Genomic DNA, 24985 nt, shown 5'->3' with positions numbered 1-24985 from the left:
TCCTGGGCCGGAACTGGGCCGGACGGGGCCGGGCCGAGGCACTCGGGGCCCGGACGAGGGCTCGGTGCCCGGACGCGGGACCGGAGGAGGGGCCTGGCTCCGATGCCGCCGGGCCCCTCCTCCGGACTCCGCACTCCGCACTCCGTCCGGACGCCGTTCGGGACCCGGCAGCTGGTCGGCGCACCCCCACACACCGGCGGGAGGACCCGTCAGTGCTCGCGCGGGGCGGGGACCACGCGCTCGACTTCCGGATGCACCGTCAGAAGCTGGCGCATGGCGTTCTCCGCGCCGATCGCGTCGCCGGCGGCGAGAGCCTCGACCATGCGCGCGTGGTGCGCGACGCAGGTCTCGCTGGGGCGGTCGCAGGAAGTGACGGGGCTGCCGGACACCTGCAGGGCGGCGGAGACGATGCCGGAGAGGTGCTCCAGCATGCGGTTGGCCGCCACCTGGATGAGCAGCGCGTGGAACTCGTTGTCCGCGCGCGCGAAGGTGATCGCATCACCCTGTCCGAGTGCGTGTCCCATGATCTCGACCATGTCGGCGAGACGCTGCTGGATCTCGGGCCGGCCGTGACCGGCGGCGAGGCGGGCGGCGAGCGGTTCGATGGTCCAGCGGAGCTCACCCAGCTCGCGGCGCTGGTCGTCGCGCTGCGGGCCGAAGGCGCGCCACTCGATGATGTCGGGGTCGAGCAGGTTCCAGTCGGCGACCGGGCGGACCCGGGTGCCGACGTTCGGGCGGGCGCTGACGAGGCCCTTGGCCTCCAGGACCCGCAGCGATTCGCGGACGACCGTGCGGGAGACCTCGAAACGCTGGCCGATCTCCTCGGGGACCAGCGGGCGGTCCGCGCCGAGGTCGCCGGAGACGATCATCTGGCCGAGCTGCTGGACGAGTTGGCCGTGCAGCCCGCGGCCGCGGCTGCCCGCGGCCCGGCGGCCGACGCGGCTCAACTCGACATCGGATCCGTCCCAGTGGGGTACTCCCACCCGCTCGGTCCCGGGGGCCTCGGGGTAGGGGTAGCGGTCGAGTTCGCCCGAGCCGGCGAGGCCGGAGTCGGCATGGCGGGCGGCGGTCATCATGGTGTGCGCAAGGGTACTCACGAATCCTTTGTCGGCCGTGCCTCCATGTCCCTTGAGGTCTTTGGTGAAAAGCACACGAAAGGGTGATCGGTGCTACCTACGCAATTGACGACTTATCGTAAAGAACGGGGCCTTTTGTGGGGAGTTGCGATCCGCCGGGTCCGATGTGGACGGCAACGGTCTCGTTGGGGTTCCGTCCTGCATCGGAACGATCACCAACGATCCCTCACAAACGGACCCTGCCGCGCAGTCCTGTGAACCCATAGGCGCACAACAGGACCATCAGCGACAACACCAACGCGGTGCCGACCGGTTGGGCCATCACCCGCAGCGCGCCGAGGACCAGCCGGTCGGCCTCCGGCGGCCACTGCGCCCAGGCCAGACCGCGCAGCCGTTCCGCGAGGCCGGTCACGGGGTACGCGGACGGACCGTCCAGCGCCTTGCGCACCAGCGGTACGACCATCACCGGTACGGCGAGCACCGCGGCCAGGCCGGCGGCGGCGGACCGGAAGACCCCGGAGGCCAGGACCCCGGACCAGGCGCAGCCGATCAGCAGCCCCGCCCAACTCGCCGCCGGGGAGATCCATTCCGCGGGCGTACGGAGCGGGCCGCTGCCGAAGACCAGCGTCAGGGCGGTCGCGTCGGCCGTCACGGCGAGGGCACCGAACAGGAGCGCGAGGGCGGCGCTGACACCGAGCTTCGCGGCGAGCAGACCGAGCCGGCGCGGGACGGTGCCCCGGTCGGCGGCGAGCGCCGGGTAGCGGTACTCCTCGCCGAAGGCCAGGGCGCCGAGCAGTCCGGCGCCGAGAGCCGCGGGCGGCAGCGGGAGCAGCTCCGGCCAGGCCGCGAGCAAACGGTTCTGCGCAGTGTGGCCGGCCCGGGCGAGCACCAGCGCCGTGACGACGGAGACGGCGACCACGAAGACGGCGGTGAGGACGGGGGTGGAGGTGCCGAAGACCCGCCGCAGCTCGTAGCGCAGGGGCCGCAGCGGGCCGCCGAGCCGGCGCGCGACGGAGGCGGGCCGCCCCGAACCGGCGTGCCGGGGACGGCCTTCACCGCCCTCTCCGGGTGCGGCTGACGCCCCCTCGGCACCGGCGCTCCCGGGCCCGGATTCCGCGCGTGCGCGCGGCAGGGAAGGCGGCGCTCCCGCGTCCCCGGTCTCGTCCGCGAGCTGGTGGACGAGCACGCCGTGCCGGAAGGCCGCTTCGCCGACCTCGGCACAGTTGCTGCCGTAGACGGACAGGCGGCTGCCGCTCTCCTCGACGATCTCCACCGGCCGCTGGGCCGCCCGGGCCTCGCGGCCCAGTACGTCGGCCAGCCGGGCGGCGTGCGGGGTGCGCACGGCCACCCGCGGTCGCAGCCGGGTCCGGGCGAACTCGGCGGCATCCTGGTCGGCGACGAGCCGGCCGGCCTCGATGCTGACGACCCGGTCCGCGCTGCGGGCGGCCTCCTTCGCGTCGTCGGTGGTGAAGAGCACCGCACCGCCGAGGGATGCGTGGCCGCGCAGCAGGCCGTGCAGCCAGCTCCGTTCGCGGGGCGAGAGTCCGGAGCCGGGCTCGTCGAGGAGCAGGGTGCAGGGGTCGGAGAGCAGCGCGGCGGCCAGCGCGACCCTGCGCTCCATGCCGAGCGAGAGCGACCCGAGCCGCTGGTCACGCAGCCCGGCGACGCCGACGACCTCCAGCATGGTGTCGGCCCGGGAGGCCGGCACGCCGGCGGCGGCGCAGAGCATCCGCAGCTGGCTCCGCACCGTGCGCGACGGGTTCCCGGGAAGGTCCCCGAGGAGCACGCCGACCTCGCGGCCCGGATGCGGGATCCGGTGCAGGGGGCGCCCGCGGAAGTAGGTGACCCCGCGGCCGGGTTCGAGTTCGAGCATGAGGCGCAGCGCGGTGGTCTTGCCCGATCCGGGCGCGCCGAGCAGGGCGGTCACGCTCCCGGGGCGGGCCTCGAAGGTGAGGTCGTCCACAAGGGGCGGAAGTTCTCGACGGGGGGTGCTGGTGAGTCCGATGGCCTGGAGCATCGCTTCTCTCGAGGGGGGTGAAACCGCTCTGCGGCAGTGTGAATACCGCTAACAAGATAACGCGATATGTCCGATTTTCGGCGCATCTCGTGCCGAGTCGCGACCGTGTCGGCGCCATGCTGGGCGACCACCGGTGCGGCGACCACCGCGGCGGCCGGGGCGCAGGTGGGTCAGACTTCCGGGCGCAGCATCGGCGGATTGAGCAGGGTGGCCCCGCCCGCCCGGAACAGCTGGGCGGGACGACCGCCCTGACGGGTCGTCGTTCCCCCGGACGGCACCAGGAACCCGGGGGTACCGGTGACCTTGCGGTGGAAGTTGCGCGGATCGAGGGCGACGCCCCAGACCGCCTCGTAGACCCGGCGCAGCTCGCCGACGGTGAACTCGGGCGGGCAGAAGGCGGTGGCCAGGGAGGAGTACTCGATCTTCGATCGGGCCCGCTCGACCCCGTCGGCAAGGATCCGCTCGTGGTCGAAGGCGAGACCGGAGCCGGTCTGGCCGTCCATGGACAGGAGCTCGTCGACGGGGGCCCAGCGCGCGCTGTTGGCGTCGCCGCCGGCCCGGGGAGCGGGGAGATCCGGAGCCAGCACCAGATGCGCCACGCTGACCACGCGCATACGCGGATCCCGCTTCGGATCGCCGTAGGTCGCCAGCTGTTCGAGATGCGCCCCGTTGCCCACGTCCGGAGCGGCCGGGTCGTGGGCGCTGAGGCCGGTCTCCTCGGACAGCTCACGGGCCGCGGCCGCCGACAGGTCCTCGTCTCCGCGCACGAATCCGCCGGGCAAGGCCCAGCGTCCCTGGAACGGCTGCTCACCCCGTCGGATGACCAGCGCGCAGAGCGCGTGGCGGCGCACGGTGAGCACGACCAGGTCGACGGTGACGGCGAAGGGCGGGAAGGCCGACGGGTCGTAGGGCGACATGCCGCGATCATAGTCGTCTGCCTGACGATAAACAGAGCTTTGGAGATCCCCGGACCACGGAACCGGAAGCCGGGGCCTCCTGCCCCGGGCCGGGCCCCGAGTCCCGGGCCACGGTGCCGGTCACCTCCCTGGCCGGTGCCAGTACCGCGACCGGAAAGGTTCACCCGGTCACGGAGCCCGGCACCGCACCTCACCGCGTTGCCGGACCACGCAAGCACGTTCCGTACGAGCCGCGGCCTCCGCCTTGCGATGCACCGCAGCGCACCGGACAGCGCGCCCCGGCAACCCTTCCCGGCCACAGCACTACCCACCCAGTTGCAGCGCATCGGCGGCCTCCTCCACCATGCCCAGGCCGAGCCTGCTGATCCGGACGGCGAAGGGCTCCCCCGAGACCCGCAGCCCCGAGAGGCGGAGCCCGCCGAGCGGGGCGCCGGGGAGCGGGACGAGGGAGACGGTGCCGGCGGGGGCGTCCGGCCGGATCCCGGCCAGGGCGGTCAGTACGTGGATCCCCGCGGCCGCCGCGACCGCCGCCGGACGGCAGGCCGCCGGATGCGGAAGCGGAGCGCTGCCCGCGGTGCGCTGCTCGGCGGCATACATCTCCGGCAGCCGGTACCCGAAGCCCTCCGCCGCGTCCAGCAGGCCCCGGAGCAGTCCGGTGGCCTCCTTCTCGAAGCCCGCCTGGGCCAGACCGGCCACCGCGACCGCGCTCTCGTAGGGCCGCACCGCGCCCGAGCGGTAGCCGAACGGGTTGTGCCCCGGCTCTCGCACCGCCATGCTCCGCAGCCCCCACCCGGAGTCCATGGCGGGGGCTCCGAGCAGCCGTGCCAGCTGTTCGGCACGGACCTCGTCAAGCAGCCCCCGCGCGAGCCGGCCGCCTCCGAGCAGCCCGGTGTCAAGCAGGTGGGCGGCGGCCCCGGTCAGCCGGGGCAGCGGCCGCCCGTCGGGATGCAGGGCCGCCGCGGGGCGGCCGCCGTCCGGGCCGTCGACCCAGAACCGGGCTGCGAACCGCTCCCGCAGGACGGCCGCCCGCTCCCGCCACTCCGCGGCTCCGGGCCGCCCGCACCCGTCGAGCAGGTCGGCCCCGAGCAGCGCGGCCCGATGGGCATGGGCCTGGGTTTCACAGCGCCGCGGCCCCGGGTCGGGATCGGCCAGGAAGCCGTCCTCCCCGAAGGCGCCCCGCATCCACTCCAGGCACCGCTCGGCGGCGGGGAGCAGCCGGGCCACCTCCTCCTCGGGCAGCCCCCAGCGCCGGGCTTCGGCGAGCACCACGGGGAAGGCGAGCGTCGCCTCGGTCCCGGTGCAGCCCGGCGGCAACTGCGGCCCCGCCCCGCGCAACGGTCCCGGGATCTTCCCCGCGTCGCCGCCCCGGCCGCCGGTCTGGGACCGGGCCAAGATGCGCAGGGTGGCGCCGGCCAGTCCGGTGCCGAGCGGGAGCGCCATGCGGGCGGCCCACAGGGATTCCGCCGGAGCCAGTCCCAGCCGCCAGGGGACTCCGGCCGCCGCATAGCTGTCGGCCGGGTCCTTCGGGTCCCTGAGCAGGAGCGCGCCCAGGTCCTGGACGCTGGTGCGGAACCACGCCTCGGCCCTCGGGTCGTCGCCCTCGGCGCGGGCCTCCTCGGACAGCGGATTCGCCACCTGCCCTGCGGGGGCCCGCGCCCCGCGGTCCCGGGTGGTCCGCAGCTCGATGGTGCGGGACTCGCCGGGGCGCAGCACGAGCTGCCAGCGCAGCAGTCCCGCCGAGGCCAGCGCGTCGTCGGGAGGCGGTTCGACCGCGGTGACGGCCTGCTCCTCTCCGCTGGTCCAGCGCAGTCCGGCGGCGTGCACCCCCGCGGGCAGTTCCGGACCGGCCCGGCCGGCGGCCACGTCGGCCAGCTCCGCCAGATCGGTGCCGAGCGAGACCTCCACGGGGATCCGCAGCGGACGGGTGGTGAAGCTGCGCAGGGTGATCCGCTCGGTGCCGTCGGCGTGCCGGATCCGCTCGACTCCGACGTCGGGGTCGGGGCCGGCCTCGGCTCCGGTCCGCACGGTCGCGGTGAAGGAGGCCCGGTCCGCGCCGAGGCCACGCCCCTGGACCGCGACGGGGTCCCGGCCGCCGACGCGCAGTACGCAGCGGGACAGCAGCCTGCGCCCGGAACGGTAGATCCCGTCGATCCCCCGTCCGGTGAGCTGGCCGTGCTCGGGCGAGATGACCATGCACGGTGCCGCGAGGCAGATGACCGCGCCGTGCACGGGTGGCAGGTCGGGCCTGCGGGAGGGGGCTACGCGGGCGGGGGGTACGGGGTGGGACATCGGTCGCCTTGTCTGCGCTCCGGGCGGATCGGCTGGGCGGCGGCGCGGCCGGGCCCCCACCACCCCCCAGGGCAACGCCCCCACCCCCGCCCGGGTCACGGGCCCCGGTGGGGACTGGGCCGGCCGGGGCACCGGCTGCCGTGGCGGCCTCCGCCGGCCCAGCACGGCACACACCGCGCCCCGCAACCACGGCCGGACCCGGCCCCGGTCCTCGGCCAGGCCCCGCCCCCGGCTCACTGCTCGCTCCCCGTGGTGCTGCCGGACTGCCCGCGGTTGGCGCGGATCCGGCGGCCGGGTGGCCCGGTGGTGCCACGGCGCGGTCCGGCCGACGGGCGTCCACGGCGCGGTTCCCGGCGCCGCCGCTCCATCCGCAAGCACTCCCGCAGCCCTTCCGGGTCGATCCCCTCGTTGCAGGCGTGGTGGAGCAGCTGGGCGAAGCGGTACCCCTCGTCGGCCCGTAGCGCCAGCCCCAGGGCGATGCGCGCGGTCGGCTCGTCACCCGTCGACCAGGAGACCCAGCCCGCCAGGGTGAGCGGGGCCGCCGCGTGCTCCCCGTAGGCCCCGACGCAGCGGCGGGCCAGGGCCCGCCACAGCCGCAGGGCGGGGGCCGCTTCCTCGCCCTCCATCCACTCGGCGGCGATGTCGCGGATCTCGCGGTCCTGGAGCCCGAGGATCAGCGAGGCGGCCTCGTCGTGGCCGAGCAGCGCGTCGTCCCGGTCGTCGGCGTCCGGTCCGCCTTCGGCCGGCGAGCCCAGGGCCATGCGCTGCATCAGGGCGCGTGCGAGCAGGACGGTCTCCGCGCCGACCTCCTCCCGGGTGGCCCCGTCGAGGATCTTCGGCACCAGCGCGGCGGCCGCCCCGTCCAGGGCCCGCTCCATCTCCCCGGCCTCCGGTCCGCGCAGCGGAGCCAGCCTGCGCTCGATGTCCCGGAGGGAGCCCCGTACCTGGAGTCCGGCGAAGGTGGCCGCGGCTGCCATCACCGAGGTGCCCGGCACGGTCAGGGCGCTGCCCTCCGGCGGGCAGCAGCGCCGGTCCGGGCAGCAGTAGGACCAGTACCGGCCGGCGGAGAGGCACAGGGCCTCCAGCACGGGGACGTCCAGGGCCCCGCAGGCCAGCCGGATCCGCTGGGCGAGCGGGCGCAGCCCCGTCATCACCCGTTGCGCGCTCTCGCCCCGGCCCGGGTCCTGGCAGAGGAAGGCGATGACGCCGTCGGGCTTGGTGCCGCGCCGCTCGCTGCCGAGGATCAGGCAGTCGGCGGCCTGCCGGGCGGTGTCCTCCCACTCCTCGGGGTTGGGTGGGATGCCGACCCTGAGGCGGCCGCCGAAGCGGCCGCCCTCCCCGTGGACGGCGACCATGACGAGGGAGTCGGTCGGGTGGAACCCGAGCATGTAGGGCAGCGCGTCGGCCAGTTCGGCCGGGCCGCGCAGAGTGATGCGGGAAGGGTCGGTGACTCCGGACGGGCCGGTGGACGGCTGGCCGGACGGGGTGCGTGCTTCGTGGTTGTTCGTCATGCCCCGAAGGTCCCGTGCGCGACCGGATCCCGAAACCCCTGTGGATAACTCCCGGACCCGCCCCGGCACCCCGGACCGGATGTCGAACAAATGCCCCCTTCGCCATCCACAGGTCCCGAGCGGCATTCGCCCGATGTCCGAGCCATCGGGTTGCATGGGGGCATGAACCCAGACCTGAGGTCCTCGGCCGACTCCGTACTAGCCCGTCTCGTGGGCGATCCCACGGGCACCGCACGGCTGCGCGAGGACCAGTGGCGGGCGATCGAGGCGCTGGTCGCGGACAAGCGACGGGCACTGGTCGTGCAGCGCACGGGCTGGGGCAAGTCCGCGGTGTACTTCGTCGCGACCTCCCTGCTGCGCGCGAGCGGCGCGGGTCCCACCGTGATCGTGTCGCCGCTGCTCGCGCTCATGCGCAACCAGGTCGAGGCCGCCGCCCGCGCCGGGATCCATGCCCGCACCATCAATTCGGCCAACCCCGAGGAATGGGAGTCGATCCAGGCCGAGATCGCGGCGGGCGAGATCGACGTGCTGCTGGTGAGCCCGGAGCGGCTCAACAATCCCGATTTCCGTGACCAGGTGCTTCCCAAGCTCTCCGCCGCGACCGGTCTGCTCGTCGTGGACGAGGCCCACTGCATCTCGGACTGGGGGCACGATTTCCGCCCCGACTACCGCCGTCTGCGCACCATGCTGGCCGATCTCCCGCCCGGCGTCCCCGTCCTGGCCACGACCGCGACCGCCAACGCCCGGGTGACCGCCGACGTGGCCGAGCAGCTGGGCACCGGTGCCGGTACGGACGCCCTCGTCCTGCGCGGGCCCCTGGACCGGGAGAGCCTGAGTCTGGCCGTGCTGACGCTCCCCGACGCCGCCCACCGGCTGGCCTGGCTCGCCGACCACCTCGGCGAGCTCCCCGGCTCCGGGATCATCTACACGCTCACCGTGGCGGCCGCCGAGGAGGTCACCGCGTACCTGCGCCACCGCGGACACACCGTTTCCTCGTACACCGGCAAGACGGAGAACGCCGACCGCGAACAGGCCGAGAACGATCTTCAGGCCAACCGCGTGAAGGCCCTGGTGGCCACCTCGGCCCTCGGCATGGGCTTCGACAAGCCCGACCTCGGTTTCGTCGTGCACCTCGGCTCGCCCTCCTCCCCCATCGCCTACTACCAGCAGGTCGGCCGCGCCGGCCGCGGTGTGGAGCACGCCGAGGTGCTGCTGCTGCCGGGCCGCGAGGACGAGGCGATCTGGCAGTACTTCGCCTCCGTCGCCTTCCCGCCGGAGCAGCAGGTGCGCCGCACCCTGGAAGTGCTGGCCGACGCCGGCCGGCCGCTGTCCCTGCCCGCTCTGGAACCACTGGTCGATCTGCGTCGCACCCGGCTGGAGACCATGCTCAAGGTCCTCGACGTGGACGGCGCCGTGCACCGGGTCAAGGGCGGTTGGACCTCCACCGGCGAGCCGTGGGTGTACGACGCCGAGCGCTATGCGTGGGTGGCCCGGCAGCGGGCCGCGGAACAGCAGGCCATGCGGGACTACGCGGCCGGCACCGGCTGCCGCATGGAGTTCCTGCGCCGCCAGCTCGACGACGAGGAGGCCGTGCCCTGCGGGCGCTGCGACAACTGCGCCGGGGCCCGGTTCACCGCGGAGGTCTCCTCGACCGCGCTGGACACCGCCCGCGGGGAGCTCGGCCGGCCCGGCGTGGAGCTCGAGCCCCGCAAGATGTGGCCCACGGGTCTCGCGGCGGTCGGCGTGGACCTCAAGGGCCGGATCCCCGTCGGCGAGCAGGCGTCGACGGGCCGGGCGCTGGGCCGCCTCTCCGACATCGGCTGGGGCAACCGGCTGCGGCCGATGCTCGCGGCGCAGGCCCCCGACCAGCCGATTCCGGACGATGTGGCGCAGGCCGTGGTGGCGGTTCTGGCCGACTGGGCCCGCGGCCCGGGCGGCTGGGCCTCCGGCGCCCCCGACGCGCCGGCCCGACCGGTGGGCGTGGTCGCGCTGCCCTCGCGCGGGCGCCCGCAGCTGGTCGGATCGCTGGCCGCGCGGATCGCGGAGGTCGGACGGATGCCCCTGCTCGGGACGGTGGCGTACACGGACCAGGCACCCGAGTTCGGCCTGCCCTCCTCGAACAGCGCCCAGCGGGTGCGCGGCCTGCACCAGGCACTGACCGTTCCGCCTGAGCTCGCCGCGACGCTTCGGGAAGCCGCGGGACCGGTCCTCCTCGTCGACGACCGCGCCGAGACCGGCTGGACGCTCGCGGTCGCCGCGCGGCTGCTGCGGCGGGCAGGTGCCAAGGAGGTGTTTCCGCTGGTGCTGGCGCTCCAGCCGTAGCCGGATGCGTCATCTTCGGCGTGGCGGGGCAAGGATATGAACGGCATACCGGCGAATTCCGGTCGGCGTCTCCAATTGCTCGTTGCCGCATGCTCACGGGCCACGCGAGAATTGCGTTGCTCCCGCTCGGCTCGACGGCGCTCCCCTGGGCCACGCCGCGGCGCGCCCGCACTCCATGCTGTGCCCGTTCGCGGGCGTGTACCCGAAGGGAGGACCGTGACCTTCGGATTCGCCCCGCCCTCGACCACGTCCCTGACAACGGCCACCGGCGGCGTCAGTCGGCACGGCAGACTGCTCGAACCGTCCGAGTGGACGGCGTCGGGTGTCCCCCTGCTGCGCAATCCGCGCGAGGTCGTCAGCGGACTGCACTCGCGGCACAGCCCCGTACCGTCCACCGCCGTGATCGCCGTCCTCGGGCCCGAGGAGAGGCTCGTCGCGAGCGCCTCCTTCGTGCAGCGCTCCGTCTCGGCCGACGGTTGGGAGTACCGCAACGCCCTGCTCTCCCGGCTGCGCCGGGTCATTCCGCACGACCTGCGGCGGCGGACCCCGGTGCGGACGGCGGTGCTGCTCTACTGCCGCGACGGCGACGAGCGGTGGACCGAGGAGGACGGGGCCTGGATGTGGGGGCTGCGGGACGCCTGCACCCTGCACGGGCTGCGGTGCGGCGCGTACATCACGCTGACCCGGGGCGGCTGGCAGGTACTGGGCGAGGGCCGCGGCGGCCGCCGCCCCAGCTCGGACTCCCGGCCCGAGCGCCTCGGCGAGACGGCCTCCGAGTTCGCTCCGGTCGCCCTGCGCACCGGGGGCGGCGCGGCAGAAGCCCTGCGCCGCACGGCCGCACGCTGAGCGCGCAACCCCCGCTGGGCCCGTAGACCCTGAGGAACCCGCGTACCCGCACCGCACGGACCTGCAATCCCGCCGACCCGAACCCCCGGCGCCCACCACGACGCGCGGACCCGTACCCCCCGGCGCCCATGGAGGACGCGCGGGCACGACCAACGGCCGTACACCCGGAAACGGGCGTACGGCTGGTCAGGCCTCGGACTTCGGCAGGGCCGGCTGTTCGCCCGCCCCGCCCCTCGACCGTGCGGGAGGACGGGGCGTCAGACGCCCGCCCCCAGCACGGAGTTGATCTGCTGCGGTTCGCCGCACACGATCAGTAGCGCACCGGCCCGCGCGAGCGCGACCGGCAGGGTTCCGGCAGCCACGTCGACCGGTCCGCCGTTGACCGCGAAGACCACGACGGGCCGGCCGGCGGCGCGCTGCACCTGCGCCGCGTCCGCGTAGAAGACGTCGTCCCGGGCGTCGTGCAGGGCCCAGTACGCGGCCTCGCCGAAGGACAGCTCGTGCGCGGCCCAGGGGTGCGGGTCGCCGGTGGTGAGCACCAGGATGTCGCCGGGCGCGCGCCCGGTGTCGAGCAGCAGGTCCACGGCCTCTTCGGCCGCGTCCAGCGCACCCTCGGCGGACGCCGGGATCAGCTGGATCTGCGGTACCGCAGCCGAGACCGAGGGTGCGGCGGTGGTGGTCGTGGTGGTGGGAACGGGCCCGGGCGCGGCCTGCGGCACCCGCTGCGCGGGCGGTGCGGGGCTGGGGGCGACTCCCGCGCGGCCTGCCGCCGCGGGGGAGGGGCCGGGGCGTCCGGGCCGGGGCGCGGGTACGGGACGCGGACCAGGTACGGGGCGGGGGGTCTGCGCGGTGCGGCTCGCGGCCGGCGTGACGCGGGGACCCTGGGCACTCTCGTGAATCTGAGGCTCCTCGGGGGCGGGGGTGAGAGGCATGAGTGGAGATCTATCAAACACCGGTACGAAACGTACCGGTTGGTGGTACGTGTGTGCGATCAGAAATCGAAGCCGAGTTGGCCTCCGTTTTCCAGGTCCATCGATTCCTCGCTACGGCGCACCTTCTTGAGGTGGCTCCAGCGGGGCAGCGCGTCGAGGTAGGACCACGAGAGCCGGTGATGGGCGGTCGGCCCCAGCTCTTCCAGCGCCGCCCGGTGCACGGGCGAGGGGTATCCGGCGTTGGCGGCGAAAGCGAAGTCCTCGATTCCGCCGCCCTGTTCACCGATTTCGGCCATCATCCGGTCGCGCCGGACCTTGGCGATCACCGAGGCGGCGGCGACGGCGACGCAGGACTGGTCACCCTTGATCACCGTCCGGACCTGCCAGGGCGCACCGAGGTAGTCGTGCTTGCCGTCGAGTATCACCGCGTCGGGCCGCACGGGCAGCGCCTCCAGGGCGCGCACCGCGGCGAGGCGCAGGGCGGCGGTCATCCCGAGCTGGTCGATCTCCTGCGGGGAGGAGTGACCCAGGGCGTAGGCGGTGACCCAGTCCTCCAGGACGCCGACGAGCGCGTCGCGTCGCTTGGGGGTGAGCAGTTTGGAGTCGGTGAGTCCCGCGGGCGGCCGGCGCAGACCGGTGATCGCCGCGCATACGGTGACGGGACCGGCCCAGGCCCCTCGCCCGACTTCGTCGACCCCGGCGATGACCTTGGCGCCGGTGGTCGCTCGGAGGGAGCGTTCGACGGTGTGAGTGGGTGCTTCGTACGGCATGGCGCCAGCAAGGTTACGCCGCCTCGCGCCGCCTGCACACCCCGACCCCCGCCCGGCCGCGCCTCCCGCTCCGCCCCGGACGCTCCTCCGGCTCCGCCCCGACCCCGCTCCCGCCCCCGCTCCGCCCCTCCCCGTCTCACACCCTGAGCAGCGGCACCATCACCCCGTCGATCATCTCGGCGATTTCCGCGTCGCCCCATTCACTCCCGCACACCTTCGCGCGGTACATCATCAGCGCCGGGATGACATCGGCGAGGAGCGCGTCGGTCGCGTCCGACCGGACGTCTCCCCGGTCGATTCCGCGTCGTACCAGCTCTTGGATCAGCTTGTGCGCCGGTTCATGCAGCCCTGACCGGATCAGGCCGCGAAACCGGTCCGCATGGCTGTGATCGCACTCGTGAAGAACCGCCCGCAGGGCCTGCCCGGCCCGCGACCGCATGACCTCCCGCATCCGCACGCACAGCGCGTACAGGTCCTCGCGCACCGATCCGAGGTCCGGAATCCGGCCGAGGGGCGGCAGCGCCGTGCGCAGCGCGTCGGCCACCAGGTCGGCCTTCGAGGGCCAGCGCCGGTACAGCGCCGCCTTGCCGGTGTGCGCACCGGCGGCCACGCCCTCCATGGTGAGGGAGTTCCAGCCAACGGTGCTCAGCTGCTCCAACGCGGCGTCGAGAATCGCCCGTTCGAGTTCGGGTCCACGCCTGCGCCCCGGGGACGCCGCCGCCCAGCGTGCACCCACCACTCCCGCACCTCCGACCTTCCCGCGCGCCCCTCGCACGTATTTTCAGCCTTAGTGAACGCTTGCGTTCACTAAGGCTGACTCCCTACCGTGGAATCGCCGTGAACGCGCACGTTCACTATTTCACTTGGGGGGATCCACAGTGACAACTCCTCAGCTCTCCAAACTCCGGATACCGGGCGCGGCCCGCCGGGAGGGGCGCCCGGGAGTGGCGCTCACCGTCATCGCCGCCTGCCAGCTCATGGTCGTACTCGACGCGACGATCGTGAACATCGCGCTCCCGCATATCCAGACCGACCTGGCCATCTCGACGACCGACCTGTCCTGGGTGATCAGCGCCTACACGCTCGCCTTCGGCGGTCTGCTGCTCCTCGGCGGGCGCGCCGGCGACATCCTCGGCCGGCGCCGCGTCTTCATGACCGGCATCCTCCTCTTCACCCTGGCCTCCCTGCTCGGCGGTTTCGCCGAGGAGCCCTGGCAGTTGCTCGCCGCGCGGGCGCTCCAGGGCGTCGGCGGCGCCATCGCCTCGCCGACCTCCCTCGCACTGATCACCACGACCTTCGCCGAAGGACCCGCACGCAACCGCGCCTTCGGCGTGTTCGCCGCCGTCTCCGCCGGCGGTGGCGCCATCGGCCTGCTGGCCGGCGGCATGCTCACCGAATGGCTCGACTGGCGCTGGGTGTTCTTCGTCAACGTGCCGATCGGGCTGCTGATCGCGTTCCTGGCGCCGCTCTACATCAGCGAGTCCGAACGCCACCCGGGCCGCTTCGACATCGCCGGAGCGCTCACCTCCACCGTCGGAATGACCGCGCTCGTCTACGGATTCATCCGCGCTTCCCAGGACGGCTGGCGCGACGGCGTGACCATCGGGGCATTCGCCCTGGCCGTCGTCCTGCTCGCCGCCTTCGTGCTCGTCGAGTCCCGGGCGGCCGATCCGATCATCCCGCTGCGCATGTTCGCCGAACGCAACCGCACCGGCACCTACGTGATCATGCTCAGTCTGGCCGCCGCGATGTTCGGCATGTTCTTCTTCATCGTCCAGTTCGTGCAGAACGTGCTGGGCTTCTCCCCGATCCAGTCGGGCATCGGCTTCCTGCCCATCACGGCCGCGATCGTCACCGCCGCCGGACTCTCGCAGCGCCTGCTGCCGCGCTTCGGCCCCAAGCCCTTCATGGTCATCGGCTCCGGGCTCACCGGCGTCGGACTGACCTGGCTGACCTTCATCGAGTCCGACAGCTCGTACGTCTCCGGGGTGCTGGGCCCGATGGTGCTGTTCGGCTTCGGCATGGGCCTGAACTTCGTCACCCTCACGCTCACCGCCGTCTCCGGAGTGGCCCCGCAGGAGGCGGGCGCGGCCTCCGGGCTGCTCAACGCCAGCCAGCAGGTAGGCGGCTCGCTCGGGCTGTCCATCCTGGTCACCGTCTTCGGTACGGCCAGCCGGAACGAGGCCCACACGCAGGTGCCGGACTTCCTGGCGCACGCCGACCAGGACCAGCTGGCCGCCTTCCAGCAGACCGGCCGGCTGCCCGATCCCTGGGGGGACTTCGTCCTCACCCAGGGCATCTCCACCGCGTTCATCGCCGCGGTGGCCATGTCGGGCGCAGCGCTCGTCACCGCGCTGCTGGTGATCCGGGTGCGCAGGAGCGACCTGGAGGCCCTGAACGGAGTCGCCGCCGAGGCCGGTCCGGCCGCCTGAGCGGGCGGTCCCGTGCGAAGGCCCCAGCGCGGGAGGCCGACCGCGCCGGGGCCCTCGCCCGTGGGGCCGGGCCCTCGTTCCGGGGAGCGGCTCCCGCACCCGGGCGCCCGGGACCTAGTACTCGGTCCGGGCCCCGAAGGTTCCGAGGCGCTTGCATTCCTCGTACGAGGCCTTCACCGGGCGCTCGCGCAGGATCTCCCGGGCCCGGCGCTCCCCCAGGCTCATGGCGTACCAGGGCGTCCTGCCCGCCTTCGCCAGCTCGCCGTCGATCCCGCGCAGGGCGCAGGAACGCTGGGGCTCGGGCAGCCGGTCCAGGCCCGGCACCGCGTCCGCCGACAGGGACTGGAAGTAGGCCAGGTCGATCTTGCCGTCCTTTTCGTACCGGGTGACGTTGCCCTGCGCGACCATCCCGTCCGGGGACATCAGCCCGAAGGCCAGGACGGCGGCCATCGCGCTCCCGGCGACCGCACGCGGCAGCCAGCGCGCCCCGAACAGCCCGCCGGCCATGATCAGTACGATGACCAGCCCGAGCCAGAGCTCCATGCCCGCGACCGATACGCGCAGCCTGGTCAGCCCGTACGCGTCCACGTACAGGTCCATGCGGTGGAGCGCGGAGGCGACCACGACGAGGGTCAGCGCGCACAGTGTGCCGAGCACGACGCGCACGAGCCGCCGGTCGCCTGCACCGTCGCGCGGGGCCCAGCGCAGGGCGAGCGCGATGACAGCGAGGGTGAGCAGGGTGGCCCAGAGCAGCTGCCAGAAGCCCTGGCGCGCGTACTCGGCGTAGGTGAGGCCGGTGGCCTGCAGGACCTTGCGGTAGCCGCCGAGGAGGACCGTGAGCTGGACGGCGTTGAATCCGGCGAAGAGCAGGTTCAGCACGACGAGCGGAAGGGCCCACTCCACCCGGGAGCGTGCCTTCCCCGGACGCACCTGGATGCGGTCCCAGCGGGAGGGCGCGGCGGCCGTGCGGGCGACCGTGATCGCGACGAGGAGACCCAGCGGGAAGAGCAGCAGGCGCACCGGCCCGCCCACTCCGCTGAAGTCGGGGGTCAGCCCGCTGAGCACGTCCGCGAAGGCGGCGTCGGCGGAGGCGAACAGCGTGCCGAACAGCACCAGCAGGACCACCGCCACCAGGGCGGCCTTCACCAACGGCAGCCAGCGCTGCCGGCTCCCCTGGCCGCGCGAGCGCAGGCCGCTCCAGACCCAGCGGACCCCGAGGACGGCGGAGTCGACGAAGCCGACGGGGCCGAGCAGGATCCCGGGCCAGCTGCGGCTGCCGTGCAGGGCCAGCGCGCCCGTCAGGACGGCAGCGATCAGGGCGAGCGTGGAAGGCCAGCCTGAGTCGCGCAGGGCGGGTACGGCGAGCAGTGCGAGGCAGCCGATCGCCCAGAGCGCGGTCCACGGGCGCAGGCCGCGGCCGGCCCGGCGTGCGGCCACGTAACCGGCGACGAGGGCCGGCAGCACCGCGAGGAGCAGGCCGGGACCCAGCCCGTCGCCGAGCAGCAGGGACACGGCGATGCCGGAGGCGAGGACGGCGCCCAGCACCGCGGCCGGCACCGGCGCCACGGCGGCGGGCCGGGCGGCCTCGGCCCAGGCGAGCGGCGCCAGCGACCAGGCACCGGAGGCGGTGCGCTGCTTGCGCAGCTGGTGTGTCTGCCAGGCCTTGGGATCCCAGCCCGGCGGCGCGGTCGGCGCCGGCCCGGCTGCCGGCTTCGCGGGCTCCGCAGCCTTCGCAGGCTCCACAGCCTTCGCGGGCTCCGCGACCCCCTCGGCCTGCGCGGCCGCTTCGTTCGTTCCCTCGGTGTTCTCCGACATCGGGTTCCCCTCCCCTACCGGCCGCCCCCCGTCGATCGTTGGGGGCGGCGAGCGGCCAGAGTAGGCCGGTGTCAGGCCGTTTTGAACAGGATCAAAAGAACCCTGTGGCAGGACCGTGACAAACGGAGGGGCATGGACCGGCCCGGGCCGGTGCGGACCAACCGCTACTCCGGCGCCTCCGGCAGCCAGGCCGGCAGCGCCTCGGTCCGGGCCAGCCAGGCCTGCGGCAGCACTTCGTCCCCGCGCGCGCCCAGCACTCCGCCGACGATCGCGCAGGTCGTGTCCACGTCCCCGCCCACCTGCGCGGTGGTCCAGAAGGCCCGTTCGTAGTCGCCCAGGCCCCGCGCCGCCGACCACAGGGCGAACGGCACCGTGTCATGGGCGCTGGTGCGCCGCCCGCAGCCCAGTACGGCCGCGACGGTGGTCGCGTCCCCGTAGTCGAGCATGTCGCGCGCACGCCGTACCCCGGCGCCCACCGCGCTGCGCGGTACCAGCGCGATCACGCCGTCCAGCAGGTCGGCGGCGCTCGGCGGTCCGGCCGGATCGGCGGCCAGCGCCGCCGCGGCGGCCACGGCCATCGCCCCGCACACCGCCTCGCGGTGCTGGTGGGTGGTGTAGGCGGAGATCTCCGCCTGGTGGGTGGCCTGCTCCGGGTCGTCGGCGTACCAGGCGCCCAGCGGGGCGACCCGCATGGCCGCGCCGTTGCCCCAGGAGCCCTGGCCGTTGAACAGTTCGGCGGCGAGCGTGCGCCAGTCCGCGCCCTCGCGGATCAGGCGCAGCATCCGGTTCACGGCGGGCCCGTAGCCGCGGTCGAAGTCGTGGTGGCGGGCGAAGGAGTCGGCCAGCGCGTCCTGGTCCACCCGTTCGTGCGCGGCGAGGACGGCCACCACCGAGCAGGCCATCTCCGTGTCGTCGGTCCACTGCCACGGATCGCTGCCGGCGGGCAGCTCGCGCCGCTTGAGCAGCGGGTAGTTCACGGGGACGAAGTACTGGGAACCCAGTGCGTCGCCCAGGGCCAGCCCTCGGAGGCTGGCCATGGCGCGTGCGTAGCGCCTTTCGGGAGAGGAGTCAGAGGTCATCCCGCGTCACTCTAGCCGTCGAGGTCGTAAGGCTCGGGTGTGGTCCACCGCTCAAACGGGCGGTCCATCCGGTACCGGCCGTCCGGTCCCAGCAGCAGGACCCGGTACTCGCCGTTCCCGGGGTTGGAGAGCGCCTCGAACTCGGCCACGGACCAGTGGAACCACCGCATGCAGAACAGTCTCATCGTCAGCCCGTGGGTCACCAGCAGCACGTTCTCCGGATGGTCCGGGGCCTCGAAGCTGCGGTAGAGGCTCTCCAGGAAGGCACCGACCCGGTCGTACACGTCGGCGCCCGACTCCCCTTGCGCGAAGCGGTAGAAGAAGTGCCCGTACGCGTCCCGGTAGGCCTTCTGCAGCCTTACGTCGTCCCGGTCCTGCCAGTTCCCCCAGTCCTGCTCGCGCAGCCTCGGCTCTTCGCGCATCCGCACACGCTCCGGGTCCAGGTCCAGCTCACGGAAGGTCTGCAGGGTCCGGCGGTACGGGGACACGTACGCGCTGATGTGTTCGTCCCCGAACAGCTCGCGCAGCCGGACGCCGGCGTCCGCGGCCTGCTCGCGGCCGTTTCGGGTCAGCCGCAGGGCGTGGTCGGGCTCCCGCTCGTACACAGTGTCGTCGGCATTGCCCTCCGATTCCCCGTGCCGGACAAGGACGATGCGCCGTGGTCGTACCATCCCACGACCCTATTCGGCCGCTGCCGGGCACATCGACCGGGCGCGCCGGTCGTCCCGGCGGCAGCCGTACCGTCAGCTCTTCACCCGGGTGGTCCTACGGTCATACCGTCCAGGAGGGTTCGAGGTCGACGACGTCCCCGGTGAGGGCCTCCACGTCGGCCTGGATCTGGGCGCGCAGCGACAGCCGCTCGACCCGCTCCTGGCGGTACTTGCCGTGCTCGGCGGCCGCGTGCCACATCGACAGCACCAGGAACTCCCGGCCGGGCGCCTCGCCGAACAGGCCGCGGACCATGCCGGGCGAGCCCGCCATGGCCGGGTTCCACACCTTTTCCTGCATGAGCGCGAAATGGTCCAGGCGGCCCTCCCGCACCCGGGTGTGGGCGACCCGGACGACGTCGGCGTCGGTGAACCGGGGTTCGAAGCCGGTCTTCACGTCGAAGCGGTGGTCGAAGAGCGTGACCCGCGCATCGGTGAAGGTGCCGTTCTGGGAGGCGGCCAGCCTGTCGTGCGATCTGGCCATGAAGGAGTCGTAGAAGGAACGGCTCTCCCAGAACGCGAAGACATGCGCCACCCCCTGCCGGCCTCGGCTCCAGCCGCCGCCCTGCCCCCGGAAGCCCGGTTCGCCGGGCAGCCCCGCCCATTTGCGCTGCCCGCGCTCGAACCCGCGTCGGTCCGTCACCGTGCAGCGAATCCACTTGACCAGCACTGCGCCATCGTACGGTCCCGGCGGGGCCCGGGTCAGTCCTCGGCGCGGTACATCCGAAGGAGTTCGGCCGCGTCCCGCCCGGACAGCCGAAGCCCGAACTCCCGGTCGAGCAGGGCGAGCAGCTCCTCCTCCGCGATCTCCCGCCGCTCGACCGGACCGTCGGGACTCAGCCGCGAGAGCTCCCGCCCCACGAGGGCCAGCCGGTCGGAGCCGCCCGGGTGCTGGACGATGACCCGGCCGACGAAGGCGGAGCGGGGGTGCGAGGAGCTGTAGTGGTTCAGCACCACGTAGTCGACGGGGTAGTAGGGCTGCGGGGAGAAGGCGTACAGGTCCCGCCAGGCGCCCTCGCGCAGGGTGCGCAGCACCAGGATCCCGTCCGCCTCCTCCCGGACGCGGAACAGCCATTCGCCCTGCCGGACCTCTGTTCCCGGGCGCGCCAACGGCACGGGCTCGCGCGGCCCCTGCCAGCCGAACCCGGCGTCGCAGAGCCACGGTTGCCCGTCCACGGTGACGACGAGGACGGCATGCGTCACCGCGGTGAGGGAGTCGCCCCGGCTGCGGTTGCGGGCGCCGCGTCCGGAGACCTCGAACCCGATCCGCTCCAGGGCGGCGGCCAGCAGGGTGTTCTGCTCGTAGCAGTAGCCGCCGCGGCGGTCGTGCACGAGCTTGTCCTCGAGCGTCTTGACGTCCAGCCCGACGGGGCGACCGAACAGCACGTCCAGACTCTCGAAGGTGATCGCACCGGTGTGGGCCCGGTGCACCGACTTCAACGTCGAGAGGTCCGCACGGAGTTCCCCGCCCTCCCAGCCGATCCTCGCGAGATAGGCATCCAGGTCCAGCTCGTCACCGCTCCACATGGCTTCCACGACTCCCATGGCTCCCCGCTCGACGCACCGCGATATTTCCGGGGCGCCCTGTCGTGGCGCCCCGCACCATGGCCATCATGGCCGCCCTGCACACCAGCCCGCTTTTCACCCGCCTGCCTTCGGCCGAGCGGATCCTCGTCGCCGGAGCCGGAGGCGGCCTCGACATCTACTCGGGCCTCCCGACGGACGACCGGGTGGCCCCGGACCTCGCCGCCGTCACCCCGGACTCGGCCGCCCGAGGAGGACCTGACCGGCGTGGCGGCACTGGCCGCGCTGGACGACGTACCCGAGCGCCTCGTCGTCTCGGTCGGCTTCGGCGTGGACGCCCCCCACGGGGTGAGCCACACGCTGGTGCTGGAGAACATCGCGGCGCTGGGGCGCGACGGGGCCCAACTCGGAGCGTTCTCCGTGCCCCGATCCACCCGTGAGGGCGCCCTGGACCTCGATGCCGTGGCCCACGCCCAGGACCGCCCCCCGGACCGTCCGAGCATCGTGAACGGCTCGATCGCGGCGGCCGTGCGCGGCTCCTTCGGGGACGTCCGGTTCACGACGCGCACGCGGAACAGCGAGCTCTTCGTGAACCCGCTGATGTCGCTGTGCTTCGCCTTCGAGCTGACCGGACTGACCGCCCACTGCCTGCACCTGGACCGGATCGAGAACACGCAAGGCCGTCCCTCAGGCCGTCCCTCAGGCGCGGCAGCGCAGCATCGTCAGCGGCGGGTTGCCGAGGGCATCCGCCCAGAAGGCCTCGCCGAATTCCTTCACACCGGCCTCGGACACCTCCAGCGGCACCCAGGTCAGGTCGCTGAAGCCGGCCGCAAGCAGACACTTCTCATAGACCTCGCGGCGCGGGAAGATGCCGAAGATCGTGACCGGCGGGTCGAGCAGCGCCGTGGTCCGGACCCGCAGTCCGGCCTCGACCTCTTCCCCGGTCAGCTCGGTGACGAAGCCGTACTTGGCCAGGGAAGGCCCGTCGAAGTCGTAGTCGGGCGACTGGTTGAACAGGAAGAACTCGGCGCCGGGCGCCAGGTTCCGGTGCACATTGGCGCACATCCGCTCGATGGTGGTGATGTCCTCCGCGTAGTTGAGCAGCTGCACTGCCACCGCGACGTCGAAGCGCTGCCCGATAGGTCGCAGTCCGGCCACATCGCCCACCTCGTAGCGCACACCCAGCGGATCGCGCTCCTCCAGCGCCCGTGCCACGTTGACCATCTCACCGGAGATCTCGACTCCGAGCACGTCCGCGGCGCCGCGCCGCTTGAACTCCCTGCTGTAGAAGCCGGTGCCGGACGCCAGGTCGAGGACCGACTTGCCACGCACGTCCCCGACCATGGCGAGGAAGCTGGGCACCTCCCCGTACTTCACTATCGGCAGGCCCTTGAAGCCCTCGAACGCCTCACCGATCTCGTCGTACTGCTGCTGCGTGCCCACAGTTCTCTCCCCCATGTGATGTGACATGCCTCGGCCTGAGCCCCCGTCACCGAGGTGCGCGTCGGCCCCTGTTGGCAGTCTTGCCCGATCGCGACAGCCGCCCGTACTGGCAGAACACACAAAGATCCGGACCTCGCCCCGGCCTCCCGTACGGGCGCGCGCAGGGCTCCGGGCACGCCGAAGGGGACCGACCATAGGTCGGTCCCCTTCGTGAGCTGCTGGTCAGCTACGTGCGCGGGCTACGTCGGGCGTTGCGTCCGACGCTGTTCCGCCCGGTATCAGCTGCAGCCGCTGGTGGAGCCGCAGCCCTCGCAGATGTAGCAGGAACCGGCACGCTGCATCTTCGTACCGCAGGAGAAGCAGAGCGGGGCGTCGGCGGAGACGCCGAGCTGCATCTCGACCAGTTCGGCGTTGGAGTGCGCCGTCTTGGGGGCCGGGACCGGGGCGAGCGCGACCGGCTTCGGGGCCGGGGCGACCGGGGCCGCGACCGGCGGGGCCGACTGGGTCAGGGACTCCGTGTCGAGCTCCTCGTCGAGGGGCTCGTAGGAACCGGTGTCCAGGTGACGCTGACGCTCCTCGGCCGAGTGGATGCCGAGGGCCGAGCGGGTCTCGAAGGGCAGGAAGTCGAGCGCCACGCGACGGAAGATGTAGTCGACGATCGACTGCGCCATCCGCACGTCCGGGTCGTCGGTCATGCCGGCCGGCTCGAAGCGCATGTTCGTGAACTTCGAGACGTACGTCTCCAGCGGGACGCCGTACTGCAGACCGACCGAGACGGCGATCGAGAAGGCGTCCATCATGCCCGCGAGGGTCGAACCCTGCTTGGACATCTTCAGGAAGACCTCGCCGAGACCGTCGTCCGGGTAGGAGTTCGCGGTCATGTAGCCCTCGGCGCCACCGACCGTGAAGGAGGTGGTGATCCCCGGGCGGCCCTTCGGGAGGCGCTTGCGGACCGGACGGTACTCGATGACCTTCTCGACGGCCGTCCGGATGGTGTCCTCCGCCTTGGCGGTGACCTCCTCCTTCTCCTCTTCCTTCTTCTTCGCGGAGAGGGGCTGGCCGACCTTGCAGTTGTCGCGGTAGATCGCGAGCGCCTTGACGCCCAGCTTCCACGCCTCGAAGTAGATCTCCTCGATCTCCTCGACCGTGGCCGTCTCCGGCATGTTGACCGTCTTGGAGATCGCGCCGGAGATCCAGGGCTGGATCGCGGCCATCATGCGGACGTGGCCCATCGCGGAGATGGAACGCTCACCCATCGCGCAGTCGAAGACCGAGTAGTGCTCCGGCTTCAGGCCGGGGGCATCGACGACCACGCCGTTCTCGGCGATGTGGGCGACGATCGCCTCGATCTGCTCTTCCTGGTAGCCCATGCGGCGCAGGGCCTGCGGAACGGTGCCGTTGACGATCTGCATCGAGCCGCCGCCGACGAGCTTCTTGAACTTGACCAGGGCCAGGTCCGGCTCGACACCGGTGGTGTCGCAGGACATCGCGAGACCGATGGTGCCGGTCGGCGCGAGGACGGAGGCCTGCGAGTTGCGGAAGCCGTTCTTCTCGCCGAGGCGGATCACGTCCTGCCAGGCCTCGGTGGCCGCGGCCCAGATGACGTTGTCCAGGTCCTCGGTGCGCGGCGCGACGGCGTTGGCGTCGGCGTGCTGCTTCATGACGCGCTTGTGCGACTCGGCGTTGCGGGCGTAGCCGTCGTACGGGCCGACGATCGCGGCCAGCTCGGCGGAGCGCTTGTACGCGGTACCGGTCATCAGCGAGGTGATCGAGGCGGCGAGGGTGCGGCCGCCGTCGGAGTCGTACGCGTGGCCGGTGGCCATCAGCAGGGCGCCGAGGTTGGCGTAGCCGATGCCCAGCTGGCGGAAGGCGCGGGTGTTCTCGCCGATCTTCTGCGTCGGGAAGTCCGCGAAGCAGATGGAGATGTCCATCGCGGTGATGACCAGCTCGACGACCTTGGCGAAGCGCTCGGCGTCGAAGGACTGGTTGCCCTTGCCGTCGTCGTCGAGGAACTTCATCAGGTTCAGCGAGGCGAGGTTGCAGGACGTGTTGTCCAAGTGCATGTACTCGCTGCACGGGTTGGACGCGGTGATGCGGCCGGACTCGGGGCAGGTGTGCCAGTTGTTGATGACACCGTCGTACTGGATGCCCGGGTCGGCACACGCCCACGCGGCCTCGGCGAGCTTGCGGAAGAGCGCCTTGGCGTCGACGGTCTCGATGACCTCGCCGGTCATGCGGGCACGCAGGCCGAACTCGGTGCCGTTCTCGACGGCCGTCATGAACTCGTCGTTCACACGGACGGAGTTGTTGGCGTTCTGGTACTGGACCGACGTGATGTCGTCCCCGCCCAGGTCCATGTCGAAGCCCGCGTCACGCAGCGCGCGGATCTTCTCCTCTTCCTTCACCTTGGTGGCGATGAAGTCCTCGACGTCCGGGTGGTCCACGTCCAGGACGACCATCTTGGCCGCCCGGCGGGTGGCGCCGCCCGACTTGATCGTTCCGGCGGACGCGTCGGCGCCGCGCATGAAGGAGACCGGGCCGGAGGCGTTGCCGCCGGAGGAGAGGAGCTCCTTGGAGGAGCGGATGCGGGAGAGGTTCAGGCCGGCGCCGGAGCCGCCCTTGAAGATCATGCCCTCTTCCTTGTACCAGTCGAGGATCGACTCCATGGAGTCGTCGACGGCCAGGATGAAGCAGGCGGAGACCTGCTGCGGCTGCGGCGTGCCGACGTTGAACCACACCGGCGAGTTGAAGCTGAAGATCTGGTGCAGGAGGGCGTACGTCAGCTCGTGCTCGAAGATCTCCGCGTCGGCGGGGGACGTGAAGTAGTCGAAGTCCTCGCCGGCCTTCGTGTACGTCTTCACGATCCGGTCGATGAGCTGCTTTAGACCGGTCTCGCGCTGCGGGCTGCCGACAGCGCCGCGGAAGTACTTGCTGGTGACGATGTTGACCGCGTTCACCGACCAGAAGTCGGGGAACTCGACGCCGTACTGCTCGAAGTTGACCGAGCCGTCGCGCCAGTTGGTCATGACGACGTCACGGCGCGCCCAGGTCACCTCGTCGTACGGGTGCACGCCCGGGGTGGTGTGGATGCGCTCGATACGCAGGCCGCTCTTGGCAGTCTTGGTCCCCTTGGCGCGGGAACCTCGTGCCGAGCTGCTCGCCGTCTCTGTCATGCCGTTCCTCCCAATACGGGCAAAACGCCCGAAAGTGCCAGCGCTATTCCGCGGCACGGTGCTGTGTCGTGTATCTACGTCTCTTCGCCTGACTCACCGGCCGTTCCGCGATGCGGGTGGCAGCGCGGCAAC

General features: G+C 72.6%; 18 protein-coding genes and 1 pseudogene. 4 read left to right on the top strand and 15 right to left on the bottom strand.

Going from position 1 to position 24985, the window contains the following annotated elements:
* Positions 1–209: 209 nt before the first annotated feature.
* From OG389_RS27970 to OG389_RS27950, 5 genes are all read right to left on the bottom strand, one after another.
* The gene (locus tag OG389_RS27970) at positions 210–1151 is read right to left on the bottom strand and encodes a FadR/GntR family transcriptional regulator (protein ID WP_328301195.1); all 942 of its coding nucleotides are present in this window, start codon (positions 1149–1151) and stop codon (positions 210–212) included.
* 151 nt (positions 1152–1302) lie between these two features.
* The gene (locus OG389_RS27965) at positions 1303–3093 is read right to left on the bottom strand and encodes an ABC transporter ATP-binding protein (RefSeq protein ID WP_328301194.1); all 1791 of its coding nucleotides are present in this window, start codon (positions 3091–3093) and stop codon (positions 1303–1305) included.
* Positions 3094–3263: 170 nt separating this feature from the next.
* Positions 3264–4010 (bottom strand): NUDIX hydrolase, encoded by a 747-nt coding sequence (locus OG389_RS27960; RefSeq protein WP_328301193.1) that lies wholly within the window; start codon positions 4008–4010, stop codon positions 3264–3266.
* A 303-nt stretch (positions 4011–4313) separates the two neighbouring features.
* Positions 4314–6299 (bottom strand): glycogen debranching N-terminal domain-containing protein, encoded by a 1986-nt coding sequence (locus OG389_RS27955; RefSeq protein ID WP_328301192.1) that lies wholly within the window; start codon positions 6297–6299, stop codon positions 4314–4316.
* A 233-nt stretch (positions 6300–6532) separates the two neighbouring features.
* Entirely contained in the window at positions 6533–7810 is a 1278-nt protein-coding gene (locus OG389_RS27950) for a DUF4192 domain-containing protein (protein ID WP_328301190.1), read from the bottom strand.
* Between the two features lie 162 nt (positions 7811–7972).
* Between OG389_RS27950 and OG389_RS27945 the strand changes: the two genes are divergently transcribed.
* Positions 7973–10132 (top strand): RecQ family ATP-dependent DNA helicase, encoded by a 2160-nt coding sequence (locus OG389_RS27945; RefSeq protein WP_328301189.1) that lies wholly within the window; start codon positions 7973–7975, stop codon positions 10130–10132.
* Between the two features lie 216 nt (positions 10133–10348).
* Positions 10349–10978 carry a hypothetical protein gene (locus OG389_RS27940; RefSeq protein WP_328301188.1) on the top strand — a complete coding sequence of 210 codons (630 nt, stop codon included), beginning with the start codon at positions 10349–10351 and terminating at the stop codon, positions 10976–10978.
* A 257-nt stretch (positions 10979–11235) separates the two neighbouring features.
* Here the strand turns inward: OG389_RS27940 and OG389_RS27935 are convergent, their stop codons facing one another.
* The 3 genes from OG389_RS27935 to OG389_RS27925 all read right to left on the bottom strand — a co-directional run bounded on the left by OG389_RS27935 (position 11236) and on the right by OG389_RS27925 (position 13419).
* Positions 11236–11910, bottom strand: a complete 675-nt coding sequence (locus OG389_RS27935) for a hypothetical protein (RefSeq protein WP_328301187.1) — start codon at positions 11908–11910, stop codon at positions 11236–11238.
* Between the two features lie 59 nt (positions 11911–11969).
* The gene (locus OG389_RS27930) at positions 11970–12680 is read right to left on the bottom strand and encodes a ribonuclease HII (RefSeq protein ID WP_328301186.1); all 711 of its coding nucleotides are present in this window, start codon (positions 12678–12680) and stop codon (positions 11970–11972) included.
* Positions 12681–12816: 136 nt separating this feature from the next.
* On the bottom strand, positions 12817–13419 hold the full coding sequence (locus OG389_RS27925) for a TetR/AcrR family transcriptional regulator (RefSeq protein WP_328301185.1): 603 nt from the start codon (positions 13417–13419) through the stop codon (positions 12817–12819).
* A gap of 139 nt (positions 13420–13558) precedes the next feature.
* Between OG389_RS27925 and OG389_RS27920 the strand changes: the two genes are divergently transcribed.
* A complete protein-coding gene (locus OG389_RS27920; protein ID WP_328301184.1) occupies positions 13559–15112 on the top strand; it encodes an MFS transporter in 1554 nt (517 codons plus the stop codon).
* A 114-nt stretch (positions 15113–15226) separates the two neighbouring features.
* On the opposite strand, the gene OG389_RS27915 is transcribed toward OG389_RS27920, so the two are convergent.
* The 5 genes from OG389_RS27915 to OG389_RS27895 all read right to left on the bottom strand — a co-directional run bounded on the left by OG389_RS27915 (position 15227) and on the right by OG389_RS27895 (position 20258).
* Positions 15227–16927, bottom strand: a complete 1701-nt coding sequence (locus OG389_RS27915) for a DUF4153 domain-containing protein (RefSeq protein ID WP_328301183.1) — start codon at positions 16925–16927, stop codon at positions 15227–15229.
* Between the two features lie 164 nt (positions 16928–17091).
* Positions 17092–18006: an ADP-ribosylglycohydrolase family protein gene (locus OG389_RS27910; RefSeq protein ID WP_328301182.1), complete on the bottom strand. Its 915-nt coding sequence runs from the start codon at positions 18004–18006 to the stop codon at positions 17092–17094.
* An 11-nt stretch (positions 18007–18017) separates the two neighbouring features.
* Positions 18018–18677 carry a histidine phosphatase family protein gene (locus tag OG389_RS27905; RefSeq protein WP_328301181.1) on the bottom strand — a complete coding sequence of 220 codons (660 nt, stop codon included), beginning with the start codon at positions 18675–18677 and terminating at the stop codon, positions 18018–18020.
* A gap of 100 nt (positions 18678–18777) precedes the next feature.
* Positions 18778–19383, bottom strand: coding sequence for a YdbC family protein (locus OG389_RS27900; protein ID WP_328301180.1), 606 nt, complete (start codon positions 19381–19383; stop codon positions 18778–18780).
* Between the two features lie 32 nt (positions 19384–19415).
* Positions 19416–20258, bottom strand: coding sequence for an arylamine N-acetyltransferase family protein (locus tag OG389_RS27895; protein WP_328301179.1), 843 nt, complete (start codon positions 20256–20258; stop codon positions 19416–19418).
* A gap of 68 nt (positions 20259–20326) precedes the next feature.
* Here OG389_RS27895 and OG389_RS27890 point away from each other — a divergent pair.
* Positions 20327–20912 (top strand): annotated as a pseudogene (locus OG389_RS27890) (hypothetical protein); the annotation flags it as partial.
* Positions 20913–20936: 24 nt separating this feature from the next.
* On the opposite strand, the gene OG389_RS27885 reads toward OG389_RS27890, so the two are convergent.
* Both OG389_RS27885 and OG389_RS27880 read right to left on the bottom strand, forming a co-directional pair.
* Positions 20937–21695 carry a class I SAM-dependent methyltransferase gene (locus tag OG389_RS27885; RefSeq protein WP_328301178.1) on the bottom strand — a complete coding sequence of 253 codons (759 nt, stop codon included), beginning with the start codon at positions 21693–21695 and terminating at the stop codon, positions 20937–20939.
* Positions 21696–21958: 263 nt separating this feature from the next.
* Positions 21959–24853, bottom strand: coding sequence for a vitamin B12-dependent ribonucleotide reductase (locus tag OG389_RS27880; RefSeq protein WP_328301177.1), 2895 nt, complete (start codon positions 24851–24853; stop codon positions 21959–21961).
* Positions 24854–24985: the final 132 nt, after the last annotated feature.

It is taken from the genome of Streptomyces sp. NBC_00435, from assembly GCF_036014235.1.
Lineage (GTDB): Bacteria > Actinomycetota > Actinomycetes > Streptomycetales > Streptomycetaceae > Streptomyces.
The sequence above is the reverse complement of the archived record's forward strand: the minus strand, read 5'-3'. Positions and strand labels throughout refer to the sequence as shown.

Bases quoted from the DNA above. Each gene is read 5' to 3' on its own strand.
- OG389_RS27965 (WP_328301194.1), bottom strand. From the start codon at position 3,093: ATGCTCCAGGCCATCGGACTCACCAGCACCCCCCGTCGAGAACTTCCG.
- OG389_RS27960 (WP_328301193.1), bottom strand. From the start codon at position 4,010: ATGTCGCCCTACGACCCGTCGGCCTTCCCGCCCTTCGCCGTCACCGTC.
- OG389_RS27955 (WP_328301192.1), bottom strand. From the start codon at position 6,299: ATGTCCCACCCCGTACCCCCCGCCCGCGTAGCCCCCTCCCGCAGGCCC.
- OG389_RS27950 (WP_328301190.1), bottom strand. From the start codon at position 7,810: ATGACGAACAACCACGAAGCACGCACCCCGTCCGGCCAGCCGTCCACC.
- OG389_RS27945 (WP_328301189.1), top strand. From the start codon at position 7,973: ATGAACCCAGACCTGAGGTCCTCGGCCGACTCCGTACTAGCCCGTCTC.
- OG389_RS27935 (WP_328301187.1), bottom strand. From the start codon at position 11,910: ATGCCTCTCACCCCCGCCCCCGAGGAGCCTCAGATTCACGAGAGTGCC.
- OG389_RS27930 (WP_328301186.1), bottom strand. From the start codon at position 12,680: ATGCCGTACGAAGCACCCACTCACACCGTCGAACGCTCCCTCCGAGCG.
- OG389_RS27915 (WP_328301183.1), bottom strand. From the start codon at position 16,927: ATGTCGGAGAACACCGAGGGAACGAACGAAGCGGCCGCGCAGGCCGAG.
- OG389_RS27910 (WP_328301182.1), bottom strand. From the start codon at position 18,006: ATGACCTCTGACTCCTCTCCCGAAAGGCGCTACGCACGCGCCATGGCC.
- OG389_RS27905 (WP_328301181.1), bottom strand. From the start codon at position 18,677: ATGGTACGACCACGGCGCATCGTCCTTGTCCGGCACGGGGAATCGGAG.
- OG389_RS27895 (WP_328301179.1), bottom strand. From the start codon at position 20,258: ATGGGAGTCGTGGAAGCCATGTGGAGCGGTGACGAGCTGGACCTGGAT.
- OG389_RS27885 (WP_328301178.1), bottom strand. From the start codon at position 21,695: ATGGGGGAGAGAACTGTGGGCACGCAGCAGCAGTACGACGAGATCGGT.
- OG389_RS27880 (WP_328301177.1), bottom strand. From the start codon at position 24,853: ATGACAGAGACGGCGAGCAGCTCGGCACGAGGTTCCCGCGCCAAGGGG.